The organism is Allobranchiibius sp. GilTou38 (assembly GCF_017565325.1).
GTDB lineage: Bacteria > Actinomycetota > Actinomycetes > Actinomycetales > Dermatophilaceae > Allobranchiibius > Allobranchiibius huperziae.
Window position 1 is genome coordinate 219,401 of record NZ_JAGEKN010000007.1, and the last position, 16,863, is coordinate 236,263.

Annotated in this window: 18 protein-coding genes and 1 riboswitch; of the genes, 4 read left to right on the plus strand and 14 right to left on the minus strand. The window is 70.7% G+C overall.

Annotated elements, in window-relative coordinates; all coding sequences use genetic code 11:
• Positions 1-8: 8 nt before the first annotated feature.
• Positions 9-1,070 carry a thiamine ABC transporter substrate-binding protein gene (locus JOB34_RS10315; RefSeq protein WP_347813821.1) on the minus strand — a complete coding sequence of 354 codons (1,062 nt, stop codon included), beginning with the start codon at positions 1,068-1,070 and terminating at the stop codon, positions 9-11.
• Between the two features lie 17 nt (positions 1,071-1,087).
• Positions 1,088-1,191, minus strand: a riboswitch (TPP riboswitch).
• 88 nt (positions 1,192-1,279) lie between these two features.
• Between JOB34_RS10315 and JOB34_RS10320 the strand changes: the two genes are divergently transcribed.
• Positions 1,280-1,600: a DUF4235 domain-containing protein gene (locus tag JOB34_RS10320; protein ID WP_208052636.1), complete on the plus strand. Its 321-nt coding sequence runs from the start codon at positions 1,280-1,282 to the stop codon at positions 1,598-1,600.
• Between the two features lie 13 nt (positions 1,601-1,613).
• Here JOB34_RS10320 and JOB34_RS10325 read toward each other — a convergent pair whose 3' ends face one another.
• From JOB34_RS10325 to hutH, 10 genes are all read right to left on the minus strand, one after another.
• Positions 1,614-1,919, minus strand: coding sequence for a hypothetical protein (locus JOB34_RS10325; RefSeq protein ID WP_208052637.1), 306 nt, complete (start codon positions 1,917-1,919; stop codon positions 1,614-1,616).
• A gap of 39 nt (positions 1,920-1,958) precedes the next feature.
• On the minus strand, positions 1,959-2,837 hold the full coding sequence (locus JOB34_RS10330; protein ID WP_347813822.1) for an oxygenase MpaB family protein: 879 nt from the start codon (positions 2,835-2,837) through the stop codon (positions 1,959-1,961).
• Positions 2,838-2,919: 82 nt separating this feature from the next.
• Positions 2,920-3,954: a hypothetical protein gene (locus tag JOB34_RS10335; RefSeq protein ID WP_208052639.1), complete on the minus strand. Its 1,035-nt coding sequence runs from the start codon at positions 3,952-3,954 to the stop codon at positions 2,920-2,922.
• Between the two features lie 43 nt (positions 3,955-3,997).
• Positions 3,998-5,167: a hypothetical protein gene (locus JOB34_RS10340; protein WP_208052640.1), complete on the minus strand. Its 1,170-nt coding sequence runs from the start codon at positions 5,165-5,167 to the stop codon at positions 3,998-4,000.
• A gap of 217 nt (positions 5,168-5,384) precedes the next feature.
• Positions 5,385-5,765 (minus strand): ankyrin repeat domain-containing protein, encoded by a 381-nt coding sequence (locus JOB34_RS10345; protein WP_179483212.1) that lies wholly within the window; start codon positions 5,763-5,765, stop codon positions 5,385-5,387.
• A 21-nt stretch (positions 5,766-5,786) separates the two neighbouring features.
• Positions 5,787-6,950, minus strand: coding sequence for an imidazolonepropionase (gene hutI, locus JOB34_RS10350; RefSeq protein ID WP_208052641.1), 1,164 nt, complete (start codon positions 6,948-6,950; stop codon positions 5,787-5,789).
• On the minus strand, positions 6,947-8,266 hold the full coding sequence (locus JOB34_RS10355; protein ID WP_208052642.1) for a formimidoylglutamate deiminase: 1,320 nt from the start codon (positions 8,264-8,266) through the stop codon (positions 6,947-6,949). Before JOB34_RS10355 ends, hutI begins: the two co-directional genes overlap by 4 nt.
• Positions 8,263-9,435 carry an allantoate amidohydrolase gene (locus JOB34_RS10360; protein WP_208052854.1) on the minus strand — a complete coding sequence of 391 codons (1,173 nt, stop codon included), beginning with the start codon at positions 9,433-9,435 and terminating at the stop codon, positions 8,263-8,265. The genes JOB34_RS10355 and JOB34_RS10360 overlap by 4 nt, the downstream gene beginning before the upstream one ends.
• A gap of 39 nt (positions 9,436-9,474) precedes the next feature.
• A complete protein-coding gene (gene hutU / locus JOB34_RS10365; protein ID WP_208052643.1) occupies positions 9,475-11,130 on the minus strand; it encodes a urocanate hydratase in 1,656 nt (551 codons plus the stop codon).
• Positions 11,131-11,182: 52 nt separating this feature from the next.
• Complete coding sequence (gene hutH, locus JOB34_RS10370; protein ID WP_208052644.1) at positions 11,183-12,742, minus strand: histidine ammonia-lyase; 1,560 nt, start codon at positions 12,740-12,742, stop codon at positions 11,183-11,185.
• Positions 12,743-12,854: 112 nt separating this feature from the next.
• Between hutH and JOB34_RS10375 the strand changes: the two genes are divergently transcribed.
• On the plus strand, positions 12,855-13,622 hold the full coding sequence (locus JOB34_RS10375) for an IclR family transcriptional regulator (protein WP_347813823.1): 768 nt from the start codon (positions 12,855-12,857) through the stop codon (positions 13,620-13,622).
• A gap of 89 nt (positions 13,623-13,711) precedes the next feature.
• On the opposite strand, the gene JOB34_RS10380 is transcribed toward JOB34_RS10375, so the two are convergent.
• On the minus strand, positions 13,712-14,080 hold the full coding sequence (locus tag JOB34_RS10380; protein WP_179483218.1) for a DUF427 domain-containing protein: 369 nt from the start codon (positions 14,078-14,080) through the stop codon (positions 13,712-13,714).
• A 56-nt stretch (positions 14,081-14,136) separates the two neighbouring features.
• A complete protein-coding gene (locus tag JOB34_RS10385) occupies positions 14,137-14,604 on the minus strand; it encodes an SRPBCC family protein (protein WP_208052646.1) in 468 nt (155 codons plus the stop codon).
• 121 nt (positions 14,605-14,725) lie between these two features.
• Between JOB34_RS10385 and JOB34_RS10390 the strand changes: the two genes are divergently transcribed.
• Together JOB34_RS10390 and JOB34_RS10395 are read left to right on the plus strand one after the other, a co-directional pair.
• Entirely contained in the window at positions 14,726-15,298 is a 573-nt protein-coding gene (locus tag JOB34_RS10390; protein ID WP_208052647.1) for an NTP transferase domain-containing protein, read from the plus strand.
• Positions 15,295-16,272, plus strand: coding sequence for an NAD(P)H-quinone oxidoreductase (locus JOB34_RS10395; protein WP_208052648.1), 978 nt, complete (start codon positions 15,295-15,297; stop codon positions 16,270-16,272). The genes JOB34_RS10390 and JOB34_RS10395 overlap by 4 nt, the downstream gene beginning before the upstream one ends.
• Before the next feature lie 77 nt (positions 16,273-16,349).
• Here JOB34_RS10395 and JOB34_RS10400 read toward each other — a convergent pair whose 3' ends face one another.
• The gene (locus JOB34_RS10400; RefSeq protein WP_208052649.1) at positions 16,350-16,862 is read right to left on the minus strand and encodes an NUDIX domain-containing protein; all 513 of its coding nucleotides are present in this window, start codon (positions 16,860-16,862) and stop codon (positions 16,350-16,352) included.
• Position 16,863: the final 1 nt, after the last annotated feature.

Here is a 16,863-nt window from a genome sequence, read left to right on the forward strand (position 1 = left end):
TTCGTCGCCTACGAGGTGACGTCCTGCCACTGGCTAATCCACCGGTCCCGCTGCGCGCTGATCTGCGAGGCGGGCAGGCTGAGGGGCTTGCTCGGCGTCTTCACGAAGGACTTCCAGTCGGCCGGCACCGCCGCGCCCCGGTCGACGGGGAAGACATACATGCTGCCCGGCATCGAGGTCTGGAACGTGCGCCCCAGCATGAAGCGGATGAACGCCTGCGCCCCGGCAGTGTTCCTGGCGCCCTTGAGCACCCCGGCGTACTCCTGCTCCTGGAAACAGCTGTCCATCAACGCCGAGGTGGTCGACTTGCCCGCCGTGACGGTATCGGCCGGAGACGTGTTGTAGGACAGCACGATCGGCCGATCACCCTTGCCGCCGCCAGCGGTGTAGTCGACTCCCCACGCGTCGCTCCAGCCGCTGGTGAGCTTGGCGCCGTTCGCCATCAGCTTCTTCCAGTACCCCTGCCAGCCGCCCTGCCCGTACTTCGCGATGGAGGCGAGCAGGAAGGCCAGGCCCGGTGATGAGGTGGCGGCGCCCGGGCTGACGAAGAGTCCCTTGTACGCCGGGCTGGTCAGGTCGGTCATGCTGCTCGGCGCCGTGCGGTGGTGCTTGGCGAACCACGCATCGTCGACATTGACGCAGACGTCGCTGTAGTCGATCGGCGTGAGCATCGCGGCCGGCGCACCGCTCAGCGCGTACGTGGCGGCACCGGCTGGTAGAGGCGGCGAATATGCCTGCAGTGCGCCCGAATCCGCCACCCGTGAGGCGAAGGTGTTGTCGATGCCGAAGGTGACATCGCCGGTGGGGTCGCCCTTGGTGAGCACCAGGGAGTTGGCGAGCTGGCCGGCGTCGCCGGAGGCCTGCACCTTGACCTGGTAGCCGGTCGTCTTGGTGAAGTCGGCGAGGACCGACGGGGGCACGGCCCACGAGTCGTGGGTGACCAGCACCACCTGACGGTCCTTCGCCGAGGTGTGGTCCGGCGGACCGGCGGCCTCACTGCCGCTCACCGCGCAGCCGGCCAGGGCGGGCAGTGCGATGACCGCGCATACGGACATGATGGTGAACTTCACTGGATTCGACCTCCTCTTAACGAGGGGCCCCGACTTCCTACACCGGTACTAACCGGATCAGGTTCGAGGGTCTGCGGCCGATCCGCACTCTCAGCGCTGCTGCGCTCCCCTGTCGTATCCGCCGCTCACGATACGCGCGCGCGGCGGGGCGCCACATTCGCAGGGTAGGTTTGACGAAGGTTTCCGATCCGTCGTCGAAAGGTGGGCTCATGGGTTCGATTGCGTGGAAGGTGCTCTCCGCGGCGACTCGGCTGGCCTCCACCCGAGTCGCGACCAAGGTCACCCAGACCGGGTGGCGCGCCGCGACCGGCAAGAAGGCGCCTGCCGACCGTTACGAGCCCGAGCGCTCGCATGCCGAGGCCACTGCGTTCGCCGTCATCTCGGCCGCGATGCTTGCGGGTGCTACGACCCTGGTCGAGCGCAAGGTCGCCGACTACTACATGCGCTCCACCGGCGAACTCGCCCCGCCGATGCAGAAGGCGATCGACAAGCGCGAGAAGAAGCTTCAGAAGGAAGCCGAGAAGCGCTGACGCTCGGTTTGCGTCAGCTGAGCCCGTCCCGGTAGAGCACCTCCACCTCGATGATCCGCTCAGGTGAGGTCTGCTGCACGTGGATCAGCAGGTAGCCGGCCCAGGACGGCTCGAGATCGATCGTCCACCGTTGTGGTTGCCAGGCGCCGTCCGGCCTCGGCACCGTGAAGAAGGTGTCGCAGAACGAATCGCCGCATCCGCACATCTGGGCGAATTCGAGGGTCGTCACCTGATCTGCGAGCGCTGTATGACCGTCCGCACGCAGCAACTCCTCCATCTCGCGGGAAATCTGCGGCCACAGCTCCATCACACGAGTCACGCTCGGATGGTGTCACTCACCGGGACGCGAGGGGCGTGTTCAGGCTGCGCGCTCTTCGGCGTCGCGCAACCCGGACATCGCCCAGGTGATCGTGGCGACGCTGAGCGAGCCCGCAACGGTGTCGGCTCGGCGCGCGACGTCCAGCCCGGACTGCCCGAGGCCGCGACGCGCCCAGTTGGGCAGTGCGGCGACTCCACCGCGTGCGACGAGGACGTAGCCCGGCCTGGCCGCTCGCGGAAGCGGCGGCTCACGCAGCAGGAAATGACAGGCGTCGACCGCGGCAGGCGTGGACCGTAGGACCGCCCGGTAGGAATGCAGCTGCTCGCGAAGCTCCGTCACGTCGGCCGGCAGATCGCGTGCGCCGAGAAGCGTGGAGGCTGTACGGGCCTGGGAGACATACGTGTCCGCCTCCTGCGCCGAGAGCCGTTCGCTAGCGCCGGCGTACATCTGGTAGGCCGTGAGGAAGCTGTGGATCTCGGCCACGTGGACCCAGCTCAGCAGATCGGGATCGGACGCGGCGTACGGCGTGCCGTCGTCGGTGCGACCACGGACACGCTCGTGGATCGAGGCGACGTGGGCGATGACCTCCTCGGCGTGCTCGATGGTGCCGAAGGTTGTCGCGGCGATGTAGTAGCTGGTGCGCTGCAACCGACCCCACGGATCGCCGCGGAAGCCGCTGTGGCCGGCGACCCCGGCCATCGCCGAAGGATGCAGTGACTGCAACAGCAGCGCCGCCACTCCGCCGGGGAACATCGCCGCGTGCTGGTGCACCCGCCAGATCGGGTCGTCCGGGGTGAACCAGCGCGGCCCCTCGGCCTCCCAGATGCCCTTGGCCTTGGCGGGGGCGTCGTCACCAGCCACCTTGGAGCGCAACAACCGGCCGAGCGCGCGCTGAGCACCGCCGGTCGGGACTCGCACGAGAGGAAGCATCCCTTCGAGTATGCGGCCCGGTGAGATCACGCCGTACGCCGACCGGCTCGACGGGCGCTCGGCGGCCCCGTCAGCGCGGGAGGAGCCCTGCCACCGTGGTGGCGAATGCGGAGAGGGACGGGTAATCGCCGGCGTCGATGGTGCCGTTGGAGATCGAGCGGCACCCCGTCTCCGTCAGCCAGAGGGAAGCACGCGCGCCGTCGGCGTAGCTGAACGCGACGACGGTGACGGATCCGTCGTCCATGGGGCAACTGGTGATGTCCCCGTTGGTGTGGGCGAGGCCGATCGTGGCCGCGCTGCGCGCCAGTCGACCCGCCTGCGTGGTGTCCAGCCGCGCCCGGGATCGCAGCGCGAACGCTGCACCAATGAGACCGTTGTAGGAGCAGATCAGCCCGGCCGTCGGTGACCCCGCCGGCAGGAGGGACGAGGACGGTCCGGGTGTGACGTCAGTGGCGCCCCGGTCGCTGCGTGGACAGCCGCTCGCCACCGTGACAGCCAGTCGGCTGCCGCCAGCGGGAGCCGGGGCCGGGGTGGAGTCCAGCCAGAGTGCGATCCCGTCGGCGCGCCATACGCTCGCCGAGGCGCCGGCGGGGGCGATCCCGATGTCGAGCATCGCGTTCTGCCCGTCGCTGCTCGGCCGATCGTCGGTGTAGGCGGATCCGACGCTCGTCACGACGGAGCCGGAGGTCGAGCTGGCGGAACCCGTTGCGCTCAAGCCGCCCGGCGCATGCGCAGCGAGCCACCTCTGGGACTGCTGCATGGTCATCGGCACGCGCCAGAACCGTGACGTGTCGATCAACGAGGCCGACCTCGGTGCTCCCATCACCGGACCGGCCAGCGCCGTGGGCGCGCCGGCCATCCGGGCCGCCCCGGCCGGGACCGTGACGAGGTCGATCAGGCGACGCGTCTCGGCGAGAGTGCGCGCTCTGTTGGTCGACGCCGAGGCGCGAGTGGGACTAGCCGTCGGAGTGGCTCCGTGGGTCACCTGGTGCTGATTCGCCGTGCTCGGGCTACCGGGGGCCCGCGGTGATGCCGAACCGCAGCCCGTCAGTGCCACACACGCGGCGCCCACCACCAGGAACGCCGGGGCGGTACGGACGCTCATCACACTTCTGAGACGCCGCAGCGCGCATGCCGGTTGACCATGGTCACTCCTGCGCGTCCTCAGGTTCGCTGATCCATGCGGAGAAGACGGGCAGACCCTCCCACGGATCGTCGGGTTCGGTCCCGTGCGCCGTGGCCACAACGGCGTACGGGTGGCCGAACCGCAGGGTTGCGGTGCGGTGCAGACCGGACGGCTCCGCTCTGCGAGCACTTGTCGCCATCGCGACGTGGGTGACGGCGGCGGCTTCGAACCCGCGGCGGCCGTACCGGGCGATCGCGGTCTGCTTGGCATCGATCGGTCCCTTGAGGCGGGCGAGCTGCTGAAGCGCCTGCCCGGCGGCGACGAACCCCAGCTTCGGCTCGCTGGCCAGATCGTGCGCGCTGTCGGCATGCCACGCAGGTAGCAGCGCATCCACGTGCTCGCCTGGGTTGACTCCCTCCTCCTCGGTGATCGTCCACAGCGCGTGATCGCCCAGAGGAAGATCGAACAGCGACACCGACACGGCGTCCGCGCCGTCCTGGGCCTGCGCGACGGCTACGTCGTGCGCGGCCGCGAGGACATCGCCCGGCGCCGCGGTGGCCTCGGCGATCACCGAGGTGACCACGAGCCCGTCGGCCAGTGCGCTGTGGACGGCGACGCGCCCGGCCCGTTCGGTCTCGGTGATGTACGCATCGTGTCCTGGAAGGCGAGATGCGCGCAGCACCCGGTGCAGGGTGCTGCTCCACGGCCCACGTAGGTCGGCCGCGTCAGCGGTATCGAACCGTGTCATCCAGGTGACCCGGGTCGCCAGCGCCGACACGAGCAGGACGGCGAGGTCAGAGGTGCCGACGGGGAACCGGTCGATGAGGCCGAGGGTGTGCTCTCGCGCCCATGAGTCGGCTTGACCCTGGGTCGGAATGGGGCCGGTCTCGACCTCTGCGGGCAGCGTGGACAGCCACGCGTTCAAACCGGGCAGGTCGTCTCTTCTCCAGGCAGCCACCGCCGCGGGCACCGCCGGGTGCGGGTGGGCGAGCAGTTCTTTCGCCGCGCGGTGCGCACTGTCGATGTCGGTGCCGAGCGCGTCCTCGATCTCCTTCGCCAGCTCACCGGACGCCGCGGGTCCGGCGAGGGCAAGCACGAGCCAGGCGCCCAAGGGAGAGGCGACGTGGTGTTCTCCACTTCCCAATGCGGCGAACCGCTCGGCGTAGCGACACATAAGGTCGGGGAGTCTCATGCGGGCCACTGTGCCCGCTCACCCGGTCCGATACGCGCGAATTGACAGCGTCAGCTGCTTAGAAGGCGTGCCGACCAACGGTTCGCAGTCATCCCAGCGCCCAGGTGAGTGTCGCTCGCGCGGGTTGTCGGCCGTGCGGTCACTTCCCGACGCCGCGTCCAGTACCCAGCGCGGGTCGTCGGCGGTGCGGTCACTTTCCTACGCCGCGTCCCCGCGCTCAGCGCAGCAGGTCGCCCTGGCCGAAGAGTTCTGCCGTCTGGGCTGCGGACGGGCTGCCGGCGTCGACGTCGGCGCCGGCCTCGAGCAGCACCCACACGATGGTGTCCTCACCCTTGAAGACGGCGCCGGCCAACGGCGACTGCCCCCGGTCGTTGAGCCGGTTGACGTCGGCGCCGCGCTCGATCAGCGCCTTCACCGCGGAGGCGTGCCCGTGGTACGCCGCGAGCATCAGTAGCGTGTTTCCCGAGGCGTCGGTGAGGTCCACCGGGACACCGCGGTCGACGTAGGCCGCGAGCCGATCGGCGTCGCCGGTCCGGGCGAAGTCCGCGCAGGCGTGACCGATCTCCACCAGGGCGGGGTCGGGAGAGGCGTCGGTCACGAAGGTAAGGCTAACCCGCGCTCAGCGTCCGTCCAGAATCACGTGAGTCAGCGGGACGCCGGGCCGGTAGGGCAGGTGTCGGTAGCTGGGGGCATCCAGGGCGGTGAGATCGGCCCGGGCACCGACTCGGAGCACGCCGATGTCGTCCCGACGCAGTGCTGCGGCGCTCCCGGCGGTCGCCGCTCGGACGGCCTGCGCGGGCGTCATCCCCATCTCGCGCACCGCGAGCGCGATGACGAACGGCACGGAGCTGGAATAGCAGGTGCCGGGGTTGCAGTCGGTGGCGAGCGCGACCCGCACGCCGGCGTCGAGCAGCGCACCCCCGTCGGGGTACGGCGAGCGCGTGGAGAACTCCACACCGGGCAGCAGGGTCGCCACGGTGTCGGATCCGGCGAGGGCCTCGACATCCTCGCCGGTCAGGTAGGTGCAGTGGTCGACGCTCGCCGCGCCGACCTCGACGGCGAGGAGCACGCCCGGACCGGGTCCGAGCTGGTTGCCGTGCACCCGGGCGAGCAACCCGGCGTCCTGCCCCGCACGCAGCACCCGCCGCGACTCCTCCCCGGTGAAGGCGTGCGGGCTGTGCGGCTCGCAGAAGACGTCGATCCAGCGGGCATGCGGCGCGCAGGCGGCCAGCATGTCGCCCGTCACCAGGTCGAGGTACGCAGCGCGGTCGTCACGCGCGTCGGGCGGGACGACGTGGGCGCCCAGATAGGTGGTCTCGGTGGTGAACTCCCCCGCGATCCGCAACGCCCGCGCCTCGTCGTGGGGGGTGAGCCCGTAACCGCTCTTGATCTCCACCGTGGTGGTGCCCTGCGCGCGCATCTCGGCGACCCGGCGCCCGACCAGGGCTCGCAGCTCGTCGTCGGTCGCCGCGCGGGTCGCCGCCATGGTGAGTGCGATGCCGCCCCCGTCGTACGGCGTGCCGGTCATCCGGGCCTCGAACTCCGCCGAGCGGTCGCCGGCGAAGACGAGGTGGGAGTGGCTGTCGACGAATCCCGGCAGTACACAACGGCCTTCGGCGTCGACGGACCGATCGGCTGCCGGTGCGGCGGATGCGCTGCCGATCCAGTCGATGCGACCGTCGGTCGCGATCAGTGCGGCGTCGTGGACGATGCCCAGCTCGTCGCCGCGGGTGCCGTCGACGGTGACGAGCTCGCCGATGTTGGTGACGATGGTGCTGGTCATGCGAGTCCCTCCCAGAGCGGGTCGATGGCCTCGGCGAGGAGGGTGCCGACGTCACCCAGCACGTGCCGGCCGTCTTCGACGACCATCTCGCCGTCGCGGATGACGGTGTGCACGTCGGCTGACGTGGCCGAGTAGACGATCTGCGCAGGATCCGAACCGGCCGTACGCGCCGAGTCCGTCGCCACGACAACGAGATCGGCTCGCATTCCCCGCGCGAGCGCACCCGCGTCGGGCCACGCCAGACTCCCGTGTGCGACGAGGGCGTGGTGCAGTCCCGTCAGAGTGAAACGGCCGCGCTCATGGGACATCAGGCGCTCGTGCATCTCCAGCGCCCGCACTTCCTCGAAGAGATCGATCACCGCGTGCTGATCGCTGCCCAGGCTGAGCGGCGCCCCAGCGTCACTGAGTCTGCGGGCCGGGCCGATGCCGTCGGCCAGGTCGCGTTCGGTGGTCGGGCAGAAGCACGCCGTGGTCTTCGCCTCGCCCAGCAGGGCGATGTCGTCCTGGGTCAGATGAGTGGCGTGCACGGCGGTCGTACGTGCCGTCAGAGCGCCGCCGTCGTGCAGCAACCGGGTCGGCGTCACGCCGTAATACCGCACGCACGTGTCGTTCTCGGCACGTTGCTCGGAAAGATGCGCGTGCAGCGGCCGGTCACCGGTGGCGGCCACCACGGTCGTTACGGCCTCGCTGGGCACGGCACGTACGGAGTGGATGGCAGACCCGATCCGGGTGTTGTCGTCCTCGCGCAACGCCCGCATGCGGTCGGCCCAGGCCTCGACGTCCCCGTCGCCGAAGCGCAGTTGCTCGGGGTTCAGCGGCTCGTGTCCGTCGTCGGTCAATCCACCGGCGAGGTAGCACGTGTCGAGCAGCGTGAGGCGGACGCCGGCGTCGCGGGCAGCCTGCCGCAACGCCTCACCCATCGCGTTCGGGTCGTCGTAGGGACGACCGCCCGGCGCGTGGTGCAGGTAGTGGAACTCCCCCACGCTCGTGATTCCGGCGAGCGCCATCTCGGCGTACGTCGCTCGCGCCAGCCGGAGGTAGCTGTCCGGATCCAGTTGCGCCGCAACGTCGTACATGCCGTCACGCCAGGTCCAGAAGGTCCCGCCACCGGTGTGGGTGCGCCCTCGCAACGCGCGGTGGAACGCGTGGCTGTGGCAGTTCGCGAGACCCGGCAGCACCACACCGGGCAGCCGGTGGGCGTCGCCCTCTGGCTGACCCGGCAGCACCGCGGTGAAGCGGCCGTCGTCGATGTCGAAGCGGACGTCGGCGGCCAGCCCGGTCGGCAGCAGCGCGTGCGCCGCCCAGTAGGCGGTCATCCGGCCAGGTCCTGCAGGACGGCGGTGAGGGCCCGTACGCCGACGTGACAGTCGGCCTGTTCGGCGAACTCCTTCGGCGAGTGCGAGACGCCGGTGGGGTTGCGCACGAAGAGCATCGCGGTACTGACGCCCGCATTGGAGAGGATGCCCGCGTCATGTCCGGCGCCCGTGCCGAGCATGGGCACGTCACCGAGGATGTTGTGCAGCCGACCCGCCAACGACGTGTCGAACGCCGTGGTGGGCGTCCACGACTCGCGGCTCACGTCGGCGGCGGCTCGCTCCGACAGCTCCTCGACCATCGCCAGGACGGCCGCCTCGTCGGCACCGCGGGCGTCTAGCCAGGCCGTCACGTGCGAGGGGATGGCGTTGACTCCGTTGGGTTCGACCTGCAGCTTGCCGATCGTCGCGACGCAGCCGTGCTTCTCGGCCAGGCCCCGCGCCTCGGCAACAGCCGTCGCGCACGCGAGCATCGCGTCGTGCCGGTCCTCCAGACGCGTCGTACCCGCGTGGTTGGCGATGCCCGCGAAGTCGAGCCGCCAGCGACCGTGCGGCCAGATGTCGGTGCCGATCGCCACGGCTGCGTGGTCCTGGTCGTAACGGTCGGCGTCGGCCATCGCCCGGCCCTGCTCGACGTGCAGCTCCACGAAGCTGCCGATCCGGCGTACGGCGGCCTCGTCCGTGCCGATCGAGGCGGGTCGTCCGGCACGCTCCAGCGCCTCCCCCATGGTGACCCCGTCGGCGTCGGTGAGGCCGAGCGCGCGGTCGGCGTCGAGCTCGCCGGTGATGACCCGGGACCCGGCGCAGGCAACCCCGAAGCGGGCGCCCTCCTCGTCGCCGAAGTTGACGACCCCGATCGGACGACTGGGTCGGAAGCCGCTGTCCCGTAACGCATCTACCGCAGCGAGGGCGCTGACGACACCGAGCGGGCCGTCGTACGCGCCGCCGTCCGGCACGGAGTCCAGGTGAGAGCCTGCGACGACCCCCGGTGTGGCGTCGGGATCGCCCCACCACGCCCACTGGTTGCCCATCCGGTCCTCGACCAGGTCCAGTCCGCGCGCCGCGCACTCGCCCGCGAACCACTCGCGCAGGGTGTGGTCCTCACGGGTCCACGCGAACCGCCGGTATCCGCCGGAGGAGACCCGGCCGACCGGCTGCAGGTCGGCCCACATCCGGTCGAAACCGGCGTACGACGCGTCGGTCGGCACCGCTCAGCCCTCGCGCATCGGCACGCGCACGCCGCGGGCCTGCGCGACCTCTTCCGCCCGGTCGTAGCCCGCATCGACGTGCCGGATGACGCCCATGCCCGGGTCGTTGGTCAGCACCCGGCGCAGCTTCTCGGCAGCCAGCGCGGTGCCGTCGGCGACGGTCACCTGACCGGCGTGCTGCGAACGGCCGATCCCGACGCCGCCACCGTGGTGGATGGACACCCAGCTGGCACCGGACGCGGTGTTGACCATCGCGTTGAGCAGCGGCCAGTCGGCGATCGCGTCGGATCCGTCTGCCATCGCTTCGGTTTCGCGATAGGGCGACGCGACCGAGCCGCAGTCGAGGTGGTCGCGACCGATGACGATCGGCGCAGACACCTCACCACTGGCAACGAGGTCGTTGATGGCGAGGCCCGCCTTGTCGCGCTCGCCGTACCCCAGCCAGCAGATCCGCGCGGGCAGCCCCTGGAAGGCGATCTTCTCCTTCGCGCCGCGCATCCATTTCTGCAGGCGGTCGTTGTCGGGGAAGAGGTCCATCACGGCCTTGTCGGTCGCGTAGATGTCCTTCGGGTCGCCGCTGAGCGCGACCCAGCGGAACGGGCCCTTGCCCTCGCAGAAGAGCGGCCGGATGTACGCCGGCACGAAGCCCGGGAACTCGAACGCACGGTCGTACCCGCCGAGTCGGGCCTCGTCGCGGATCGAGTTGCCGTAGTCGAAGACCTCGGCCCCCGCGTCCTGGAACTCCACCATGGCCTTCACCTGGCGCGCCATCGACGCGCGGGCTCGGTCGGTGAAGTCCTCGGGCTTCTTGTCGGCGTAGTCGTGCCAGTCGCCGAGTTCGACGTCGTCCGGGAGGTAGGAGAGCGGGTCGTGAGCGCTCGTCTGGTCGGTGACGATGTCGATCTCCACTCCGCGACGGAGTAGCTCAGGAAAGACCACAGCCGCGTTGCCCACCACGCCCACGGAGTACGCACGGCGGGCTCGCTTGGCGGCCAAAGCCTTCGCGACCGCGTCGTCGAGGTCGTCAGCGACCTCGTCGAGGTAGCGGTGATCCACGCGGCGTCGCAGCCGCGTCTCGTCGACGTCGACGATCAGACACACACCGTCGTTCAATGTGACAGCGAGTGGCTGAGCGCCACCCATCCCACCGCAGCCACCGGTCAAGGTCAGCGTGCCCGCCAGGGTGCCGCCGAAACGCTTCTCGGCCACCGCCGCGAAGGTCTCGTAGGTGCCCTGGACGATGCCCTGAGTGCCGATGTAGATCCAGGATCCCGCGGTCATCTGCCCGTACATCGTGAGGCCGAGGTGCTCCAGACGACGGAACTCCGGCCAGGTCGCCCAGTCCGGGACGAGGTTGGAGTTGGCGATGAGCACGCGCGGCGCCCACTCGTGGGTCTGCATGACCCCGACCGGTCGGCCGGACTGCACGAGCATGGTCTCGTCCTCGCGCAGTGTCTGCAGGGTGCGCACGATGGCGTCGAAGGACCGCCAGTCGCGCGCGGCGCGGCCGGTGCCGCCGTAGACGACCAGGTCGTCGGGGCGTTCGGCGACCTCCGGGTCGAGGTTGTTCATCAGCATCCGCATGGGTGCCTCGGTCGACCAGGACCGTGCGGAGAGAGTCGTGCCGCGAGGTGCGCGGACCGGGCGTGCGCCTTCCATCATTTCCTCCGTGCCGTGTGGATGTGCCTCATGGTTGTTGCTTCGTGGGGTGTCACGCGAGTCTCCCGACGACGCCCTCGGCGTGCCGCACCGCGTCACCGGAGCCCACCAGCCGCACCGCGGCCTCGATGTCGGGGGCGAGGAAGCGGTCGGGACCGGGCCCGGGCAACGCGCGAACGACGGCCGCCGTACCGGGCGAGGATGTGAGAGGTGCACGCAGCGCGATTCCCCGTGCGGCCGTGAGCATCTCGATGGCGAGCACCCGGGTGAGACCGTCGAGCGCGCGCCGCAGCTTGCGGCCCGCGGACCACCCCATCGACACGTGGTCCTCCTGCATCGCGCTCGACGGGATGGAGTCGACGCTGGCCGGTGACGCGAGCCGTTTCAGCTCGGAGACGATCGCCGCCTGGGTGTACTGGGCGATCATGTAGCCGGAGTCGACGCCCGGGTCGTCGGCCAGGAACGCGTGCAGGCCGGCGTTGCGCGCCGGGTCCAGGAAGCGGTCGGTGCGCCGTTCGCTCATCGACGCGACGTCGGCGATGACGATCGCGAGGAAGTCGAGCACGTAGGCGACCGGTGCGCCGTGGAAGTTGCCGTTGGACTCCACCCGGCCGTCGATCGTCACGACCGGGTTGTCGACGGCAGCGGCGAGCTCACGGGAGGCGATGAGCTCGGCGTGCGCCAGGGTGTCGCGCGCAGCCCCGGCCACCTGCGGTGCGCAGCGCAGCGAGTACGCGTCCTGGACCCTGGTGCACGCCGCCGGGTCGCGGTGGCTCTCGCGGATCTCGCTGTCGGCGAGTACGATCCGCAGGTTCGCGGCGCTGAGCTCCTGCCCGGTGTGGGGACGGAGCGCGTGCAGGTCGGCGGCGAAGACGTCGTCGGTGCCGAGCAGCCCCTCGACGCTCATCGCGGCGGAGATGTCGACGGTGGTGAGCAGGAGACGCAGGTCGATGATCGCCATGCACAGCATCCCGAGCATCCCGTCGGTGCCGTTGATGAGCGCCAGCCCCTCCTTCTCCTGCAGCTCGACCGGATCGATGCCGGCCTCGGCGAACGCCTCGCCGGCGTCCTTGACGTTGCCGGCGGCATCGCGCACCGGACCCTCGCCCATCAGGGCGAGCGCGCAGTGCGCCAGGGGCGCGAGGTCACCGGAGCAGCCGAGCGAGCCGTACTCGTGGACGACCGGAGTGATCCCGGCGTTCAGCATCGCGACGTACGCCGTCAGCGTCTCCTCGCGGATGCCGGTGCGGCCCGTGGCGAGTGTCGAGATGCGCAGCAGCATCGTGGCGCGTACGACCTCACGCTCGACCTCGGGCCCGGATCCCGCCGCATGTGAGCGGATCAGGCTGCGCTGCAACTGCCGACGCTGCTCCAGCGGGATGTGCTTGGTCGCCAGCGCGCCGAAACCGGTGGAGATGCCGTAGTGCGGAATGGTGTCGTCGGCCAGCCGGTCGATGATCGAGCGGCTGGCGCGTACCTCGGCGAGCGACTCCTCGCTGAGGCGGATGGCCGCGCCCCCTCGCGCCACGTCGACGACCTGCTCGATGGTGAGCGGACCGATGCCGACCTCCACCACGTTCTGGGTGTCCTGCTCGACTGCGGTGTCCGTCATGCCCCCATTGCACCGCGCTCGCGGTGGTCAGCACTACGACCGGAGGGCATATGGTGTCTCGGATCCGAGACATACCCATCGACTCCCGCCGCCTGAGAGGCCCCACGCGACCGTGCCCGCCGACAACGCACCGGCAGCCGGGCAGGTGCTGGCGATCCTGCAGGCGATGGCGGGGCATGCGGAGCCGGTGCCCGCGGCCACGATCGCGCGCGAGGTCGGCCTCCCCCGCTCCACGACCTACCACCTGCTCGCCACTCTTCGCCAGCGCGGTTTCGTCACGCATCTGAGCGAGGAGAAACGCTGGGGGCTCGGCGTTTCGGCGTTCGAGCTGGGGTCGGCCTACAACCGGCAGGCGCCGTTGCAGCGCATCGCCCGCGTGGCGCTCACCCGCCTGGTCGACACCACGACGCACACGGCGCACCTCGTGGTGCTGCACGGTCGTGACGTGCTCTACGTCATCGAGGAGCGCGCTCCTGGCCGTCCTTCGCTGGTGACCGATGTGGGCGTGCGGCTGCCCGCCCAGTTGACCGCCTCGGGGCTGGCCATGCTGGCCGCTCTCCCGGCGGCCCAGGTACGCGCCCTCTACCCCGACCGTGCGGCGTTCGTGCAGCGAGCGGCACGCGGGGCGACGTCACTGACGGCGTTGCGCTCGGAGCTCGCCCAGGTGCGGCAGCGCGGCTACGCGGTCGAGAAGGACTCGGTGACGAGGGGGTTCGCCTCCGTCGCGGCCGCCGTGCTCGACCACAACGCGCACCCCGTCGCCGGAGTCGCCGTCACCTATCCGCACGACAGCCTCGCCGGCGAGACGGTCGACGGGCTGGCGGGATCGACGGTACGAGCAGCAGCAGATCTGTCCCACCGCCTCGGCCACCGCCCCTGACCCCTCCCCTCGAGTGGCACACACATGTTTCGAGTGGCGCACTCACACCTACGCCGCTTGACGGGTATGTATGCCACTCGGCGGCCTGCTCAGTCCTCGACCGTGAGCTCCACCTTGTCGGGGTAGAAGGCCATGTGCCCCTCGATCGCGGCGACTGCGTCGTGCGGATGCTCGTAGACCCAGATCGCGTCGTGCACCGTGCCGGTGTCGGTCTCGATGTCGCGGTAGGTCGCATCCCCCTTGTACGGGCAATGGCTGGTGGTCTCGCTCGCGCGCAGCAACAGCGGGTCCACGTCGCTGGGCGGCAGGTAGTAGGCCGCCGGGTAGGTCGACTCCTGCAGCACGAGGGCCGACCGGGTGTCTGCCACCACGGTGTCCCCCACGCGGACGACGACGTGGCGGGTGGTCGGTTCGACGGTGATGGGGTGGTCCGGGCCGGGGATCAGGACATCGGGCATGGCGCGCTCCCTCTCATGAGAACTGCTGACACCGTCGACGCTAGACCCGTCCCGTGTCACGATTCAGCGAGCCTCTTGAGATTGAGCAGTTGGCGGCGCGCCATCACCAGGTCGCCCACGGACACCAGGGGCGCGATGAGCCGGCCCCGTGCCATCACCACCTTGAGCAGCAACCGGGTCGACCCGTCGACCGGCACAAGGACGTACGACATCACCGCGCCCATGATCTGGGCGGTCAACTGCTCGCCGTTCGCGACGGACAGGACCCGCCCCTGCGGCCGCCCGGCCACCGCGGTGAACGGATCCCCGACCACCGGCGGTGGCACATCGCTCAACCGGTCGGGCGATCGGCGACCGGCGTTGTCGATCCAGTCGTAGGAGTACGGCGCCAGCCTGATCTGCCCGATCCACGGCCAGACCCGCTCGACGGGCGCATCCACGGTCACGCCGCGCCAGGCCCGCAGCACGGGGTCGGGCACCTCGGTGTCGCAGGGGAAGGGCCGTGCGACCTCCGCAGCGGTCACGCCCCAACGGTCACCGATCACGTCGTCCCTCCCGTTCCGTGTGGCATGACGACTCCTGAGCGCGGCCGCGCGCCACAGGCAACATATGTCGGCCGCGCGGGGAGAGGCACAGACTGGGTGCATGCAACCGACGGCGATCGTGCTGTGCGGCGGGCGATCGTCCCGCTTCGGGTCCGACAAGACCCGGGCACCGCTGGACGGGCGGCCGCTGCTGGACCATCTGCTCGACGCGCTGCCCGGCATTTGGCCGATCGTGGCGGTCGGCCCGCGGCGTACGACGACCCGGGACATCACCTGGGTGCGCGAAGAACCGGCGTTCGCGGGGCCCCTCGCAGCCCTGGCTGCCGGGCTCGCTGACGTCGCAACGCCGACCTTCGTCCTCCTCGGCGGTGATATGCCGTACGCCGCCCGCGCAGCCGTCGCGCTCTCCGACCACTTGTCGCACGCGCCGCACGACGTCGACGCCGTCCTCGCGCGGACCCCGGACGGACGGCCGCAGCCGTTGCTGCTGGCGGGTCGCACCGAACCGGCACGGGACGCCCTGCCGCCGGACCCGGTCGGCGCGTCCCTGATGAGCTGGGCCCGCCGGCTGCGCTGCTCGGCGTACGACGTGGACGACACCGCGGCCCACGACGTGGACACCCCGCAGGACCTCGCGGGGCCGCCCCACGCCCCGACTACGGTCGAAGGATGAAGGCCATCACCCTCCCCCAATTCGGCGACGAAGACGTCATGACACTCGCCGACGTACCCGACCCCACCCCCGGCAGCGGCGAGGTCGTCGTCGAGGTTGCCGCGGCGGGCGTCAACCGCGCCGACCTGATGCAGCGCCAGGGTTTCTACCCGCCGCCGCCCGGCGAATCCGAGATCGTCGGGCTCGAGGTGAGCGGGCGCATCGCCGAGCTCGGCGACGGGGTCGGGGGCTGGCAGGTCGGGGACGAGGTCTGCGCGCTGCTCGCGGGCGGCGCGTATGCCGAGCGGGTCATCGTCCCGGCCGGCCAGCTGCTGCCCGTTCCGGCCGGAGTGAGCCTGGTCGACGCCGCCGCCCTGCCGGAGGTGGTCTGCACCGTGTGGTCCAACGTCTTCATGGTCGCAGGGCTGAAGAGGGCCGAAACACTTCTCGTGCACGGTGGTTCGAGCGGCATCGGCACGATGGCGATCCAGCTGGGGCATGCGTTCGGTGCGCGGGTGGCCACCACGGCCGGCTCACCGGACAAGCTGGCCGCGTGCCGCGCCCTCGGCGCGGACATCCTCATCAACTACCGCGATCAGGACTTCGTGGACGAACTGGATGCCGCGACCGACGGCCACGGCGCCGACGTGATCCTCGACGGCATCGGCGCCAAGTATCTGCCCCAGAACGTCGACGCGCTCGCCCCGCACGGCCGGCTGGTGACCATCGGGATGCTCGGCGGCGCCAAGGGCGAGCTCGACCTCGGCGCGCTGCTGCGCAAGTGGGGCACCGTGACCGCCACCGGTCTGCGTGCGCGACCGCGCGACGAGAAGGCGAAGATCGTGGCCGACGTCCGCGCGCAGGTCTGGCCGCTCATCGCCGACGGTCGTGTGCGGCCCATCGTGCACGAGCGGCTGCCGCTGGCCGAGGCGGCGCGGGCGCACCGGATCCTCGGCGAGTCCAGCCACATCGGCAAGGTCCTGCTCACGACCTGACGCCTCCGTCGAGCGGAGGGGTCCGTGCCCGGCGGAGGGGCCACGGCTTCCCGGCGCGACTCGAGCGGAGCAGGGGCTCAGTCGTCCGCGACCAGGACGCCCGGTTGCGGCGTCGTACGCGCCTGGAGGGCCCCTTGAAGGATCCGCTCGGTGGACTCGTCCGCCTCGCCCTGCGGCCAGTTCTCCGGGTCGACCCACTCGTAGCCGACGGCCTCGCTCGCGACCCGCACCTTCGGCTCCCGGTCGCATCGCACCCGGTAGATGACGTCGGCGATGCGCGTGCGGGGATCGAAGACGGTCGCGAACGCGTCACCGGGCGTGATCCGCAGGCCGGTCTCCTCCCACACCTCCCGCACGACCGCCTCGCTCGGGTGCTCGCCACGGTCGATATGACCTCCCGGCAGCGACAGCCCGATGCGATGGGTCTGGCGCAGCGCGAGCACCCGACCGTCGTACTCGATGAGTGCGACCGCGCCGAACCCCCACGACGGCAGCACCGCCCGCGTCACGACGTGACTGGGTCCGGCCGGCAGCACGCGGTACGCACGCAGCGCCAATCGCCGCAACGGCCCGGGATGCGCGTGCGACATC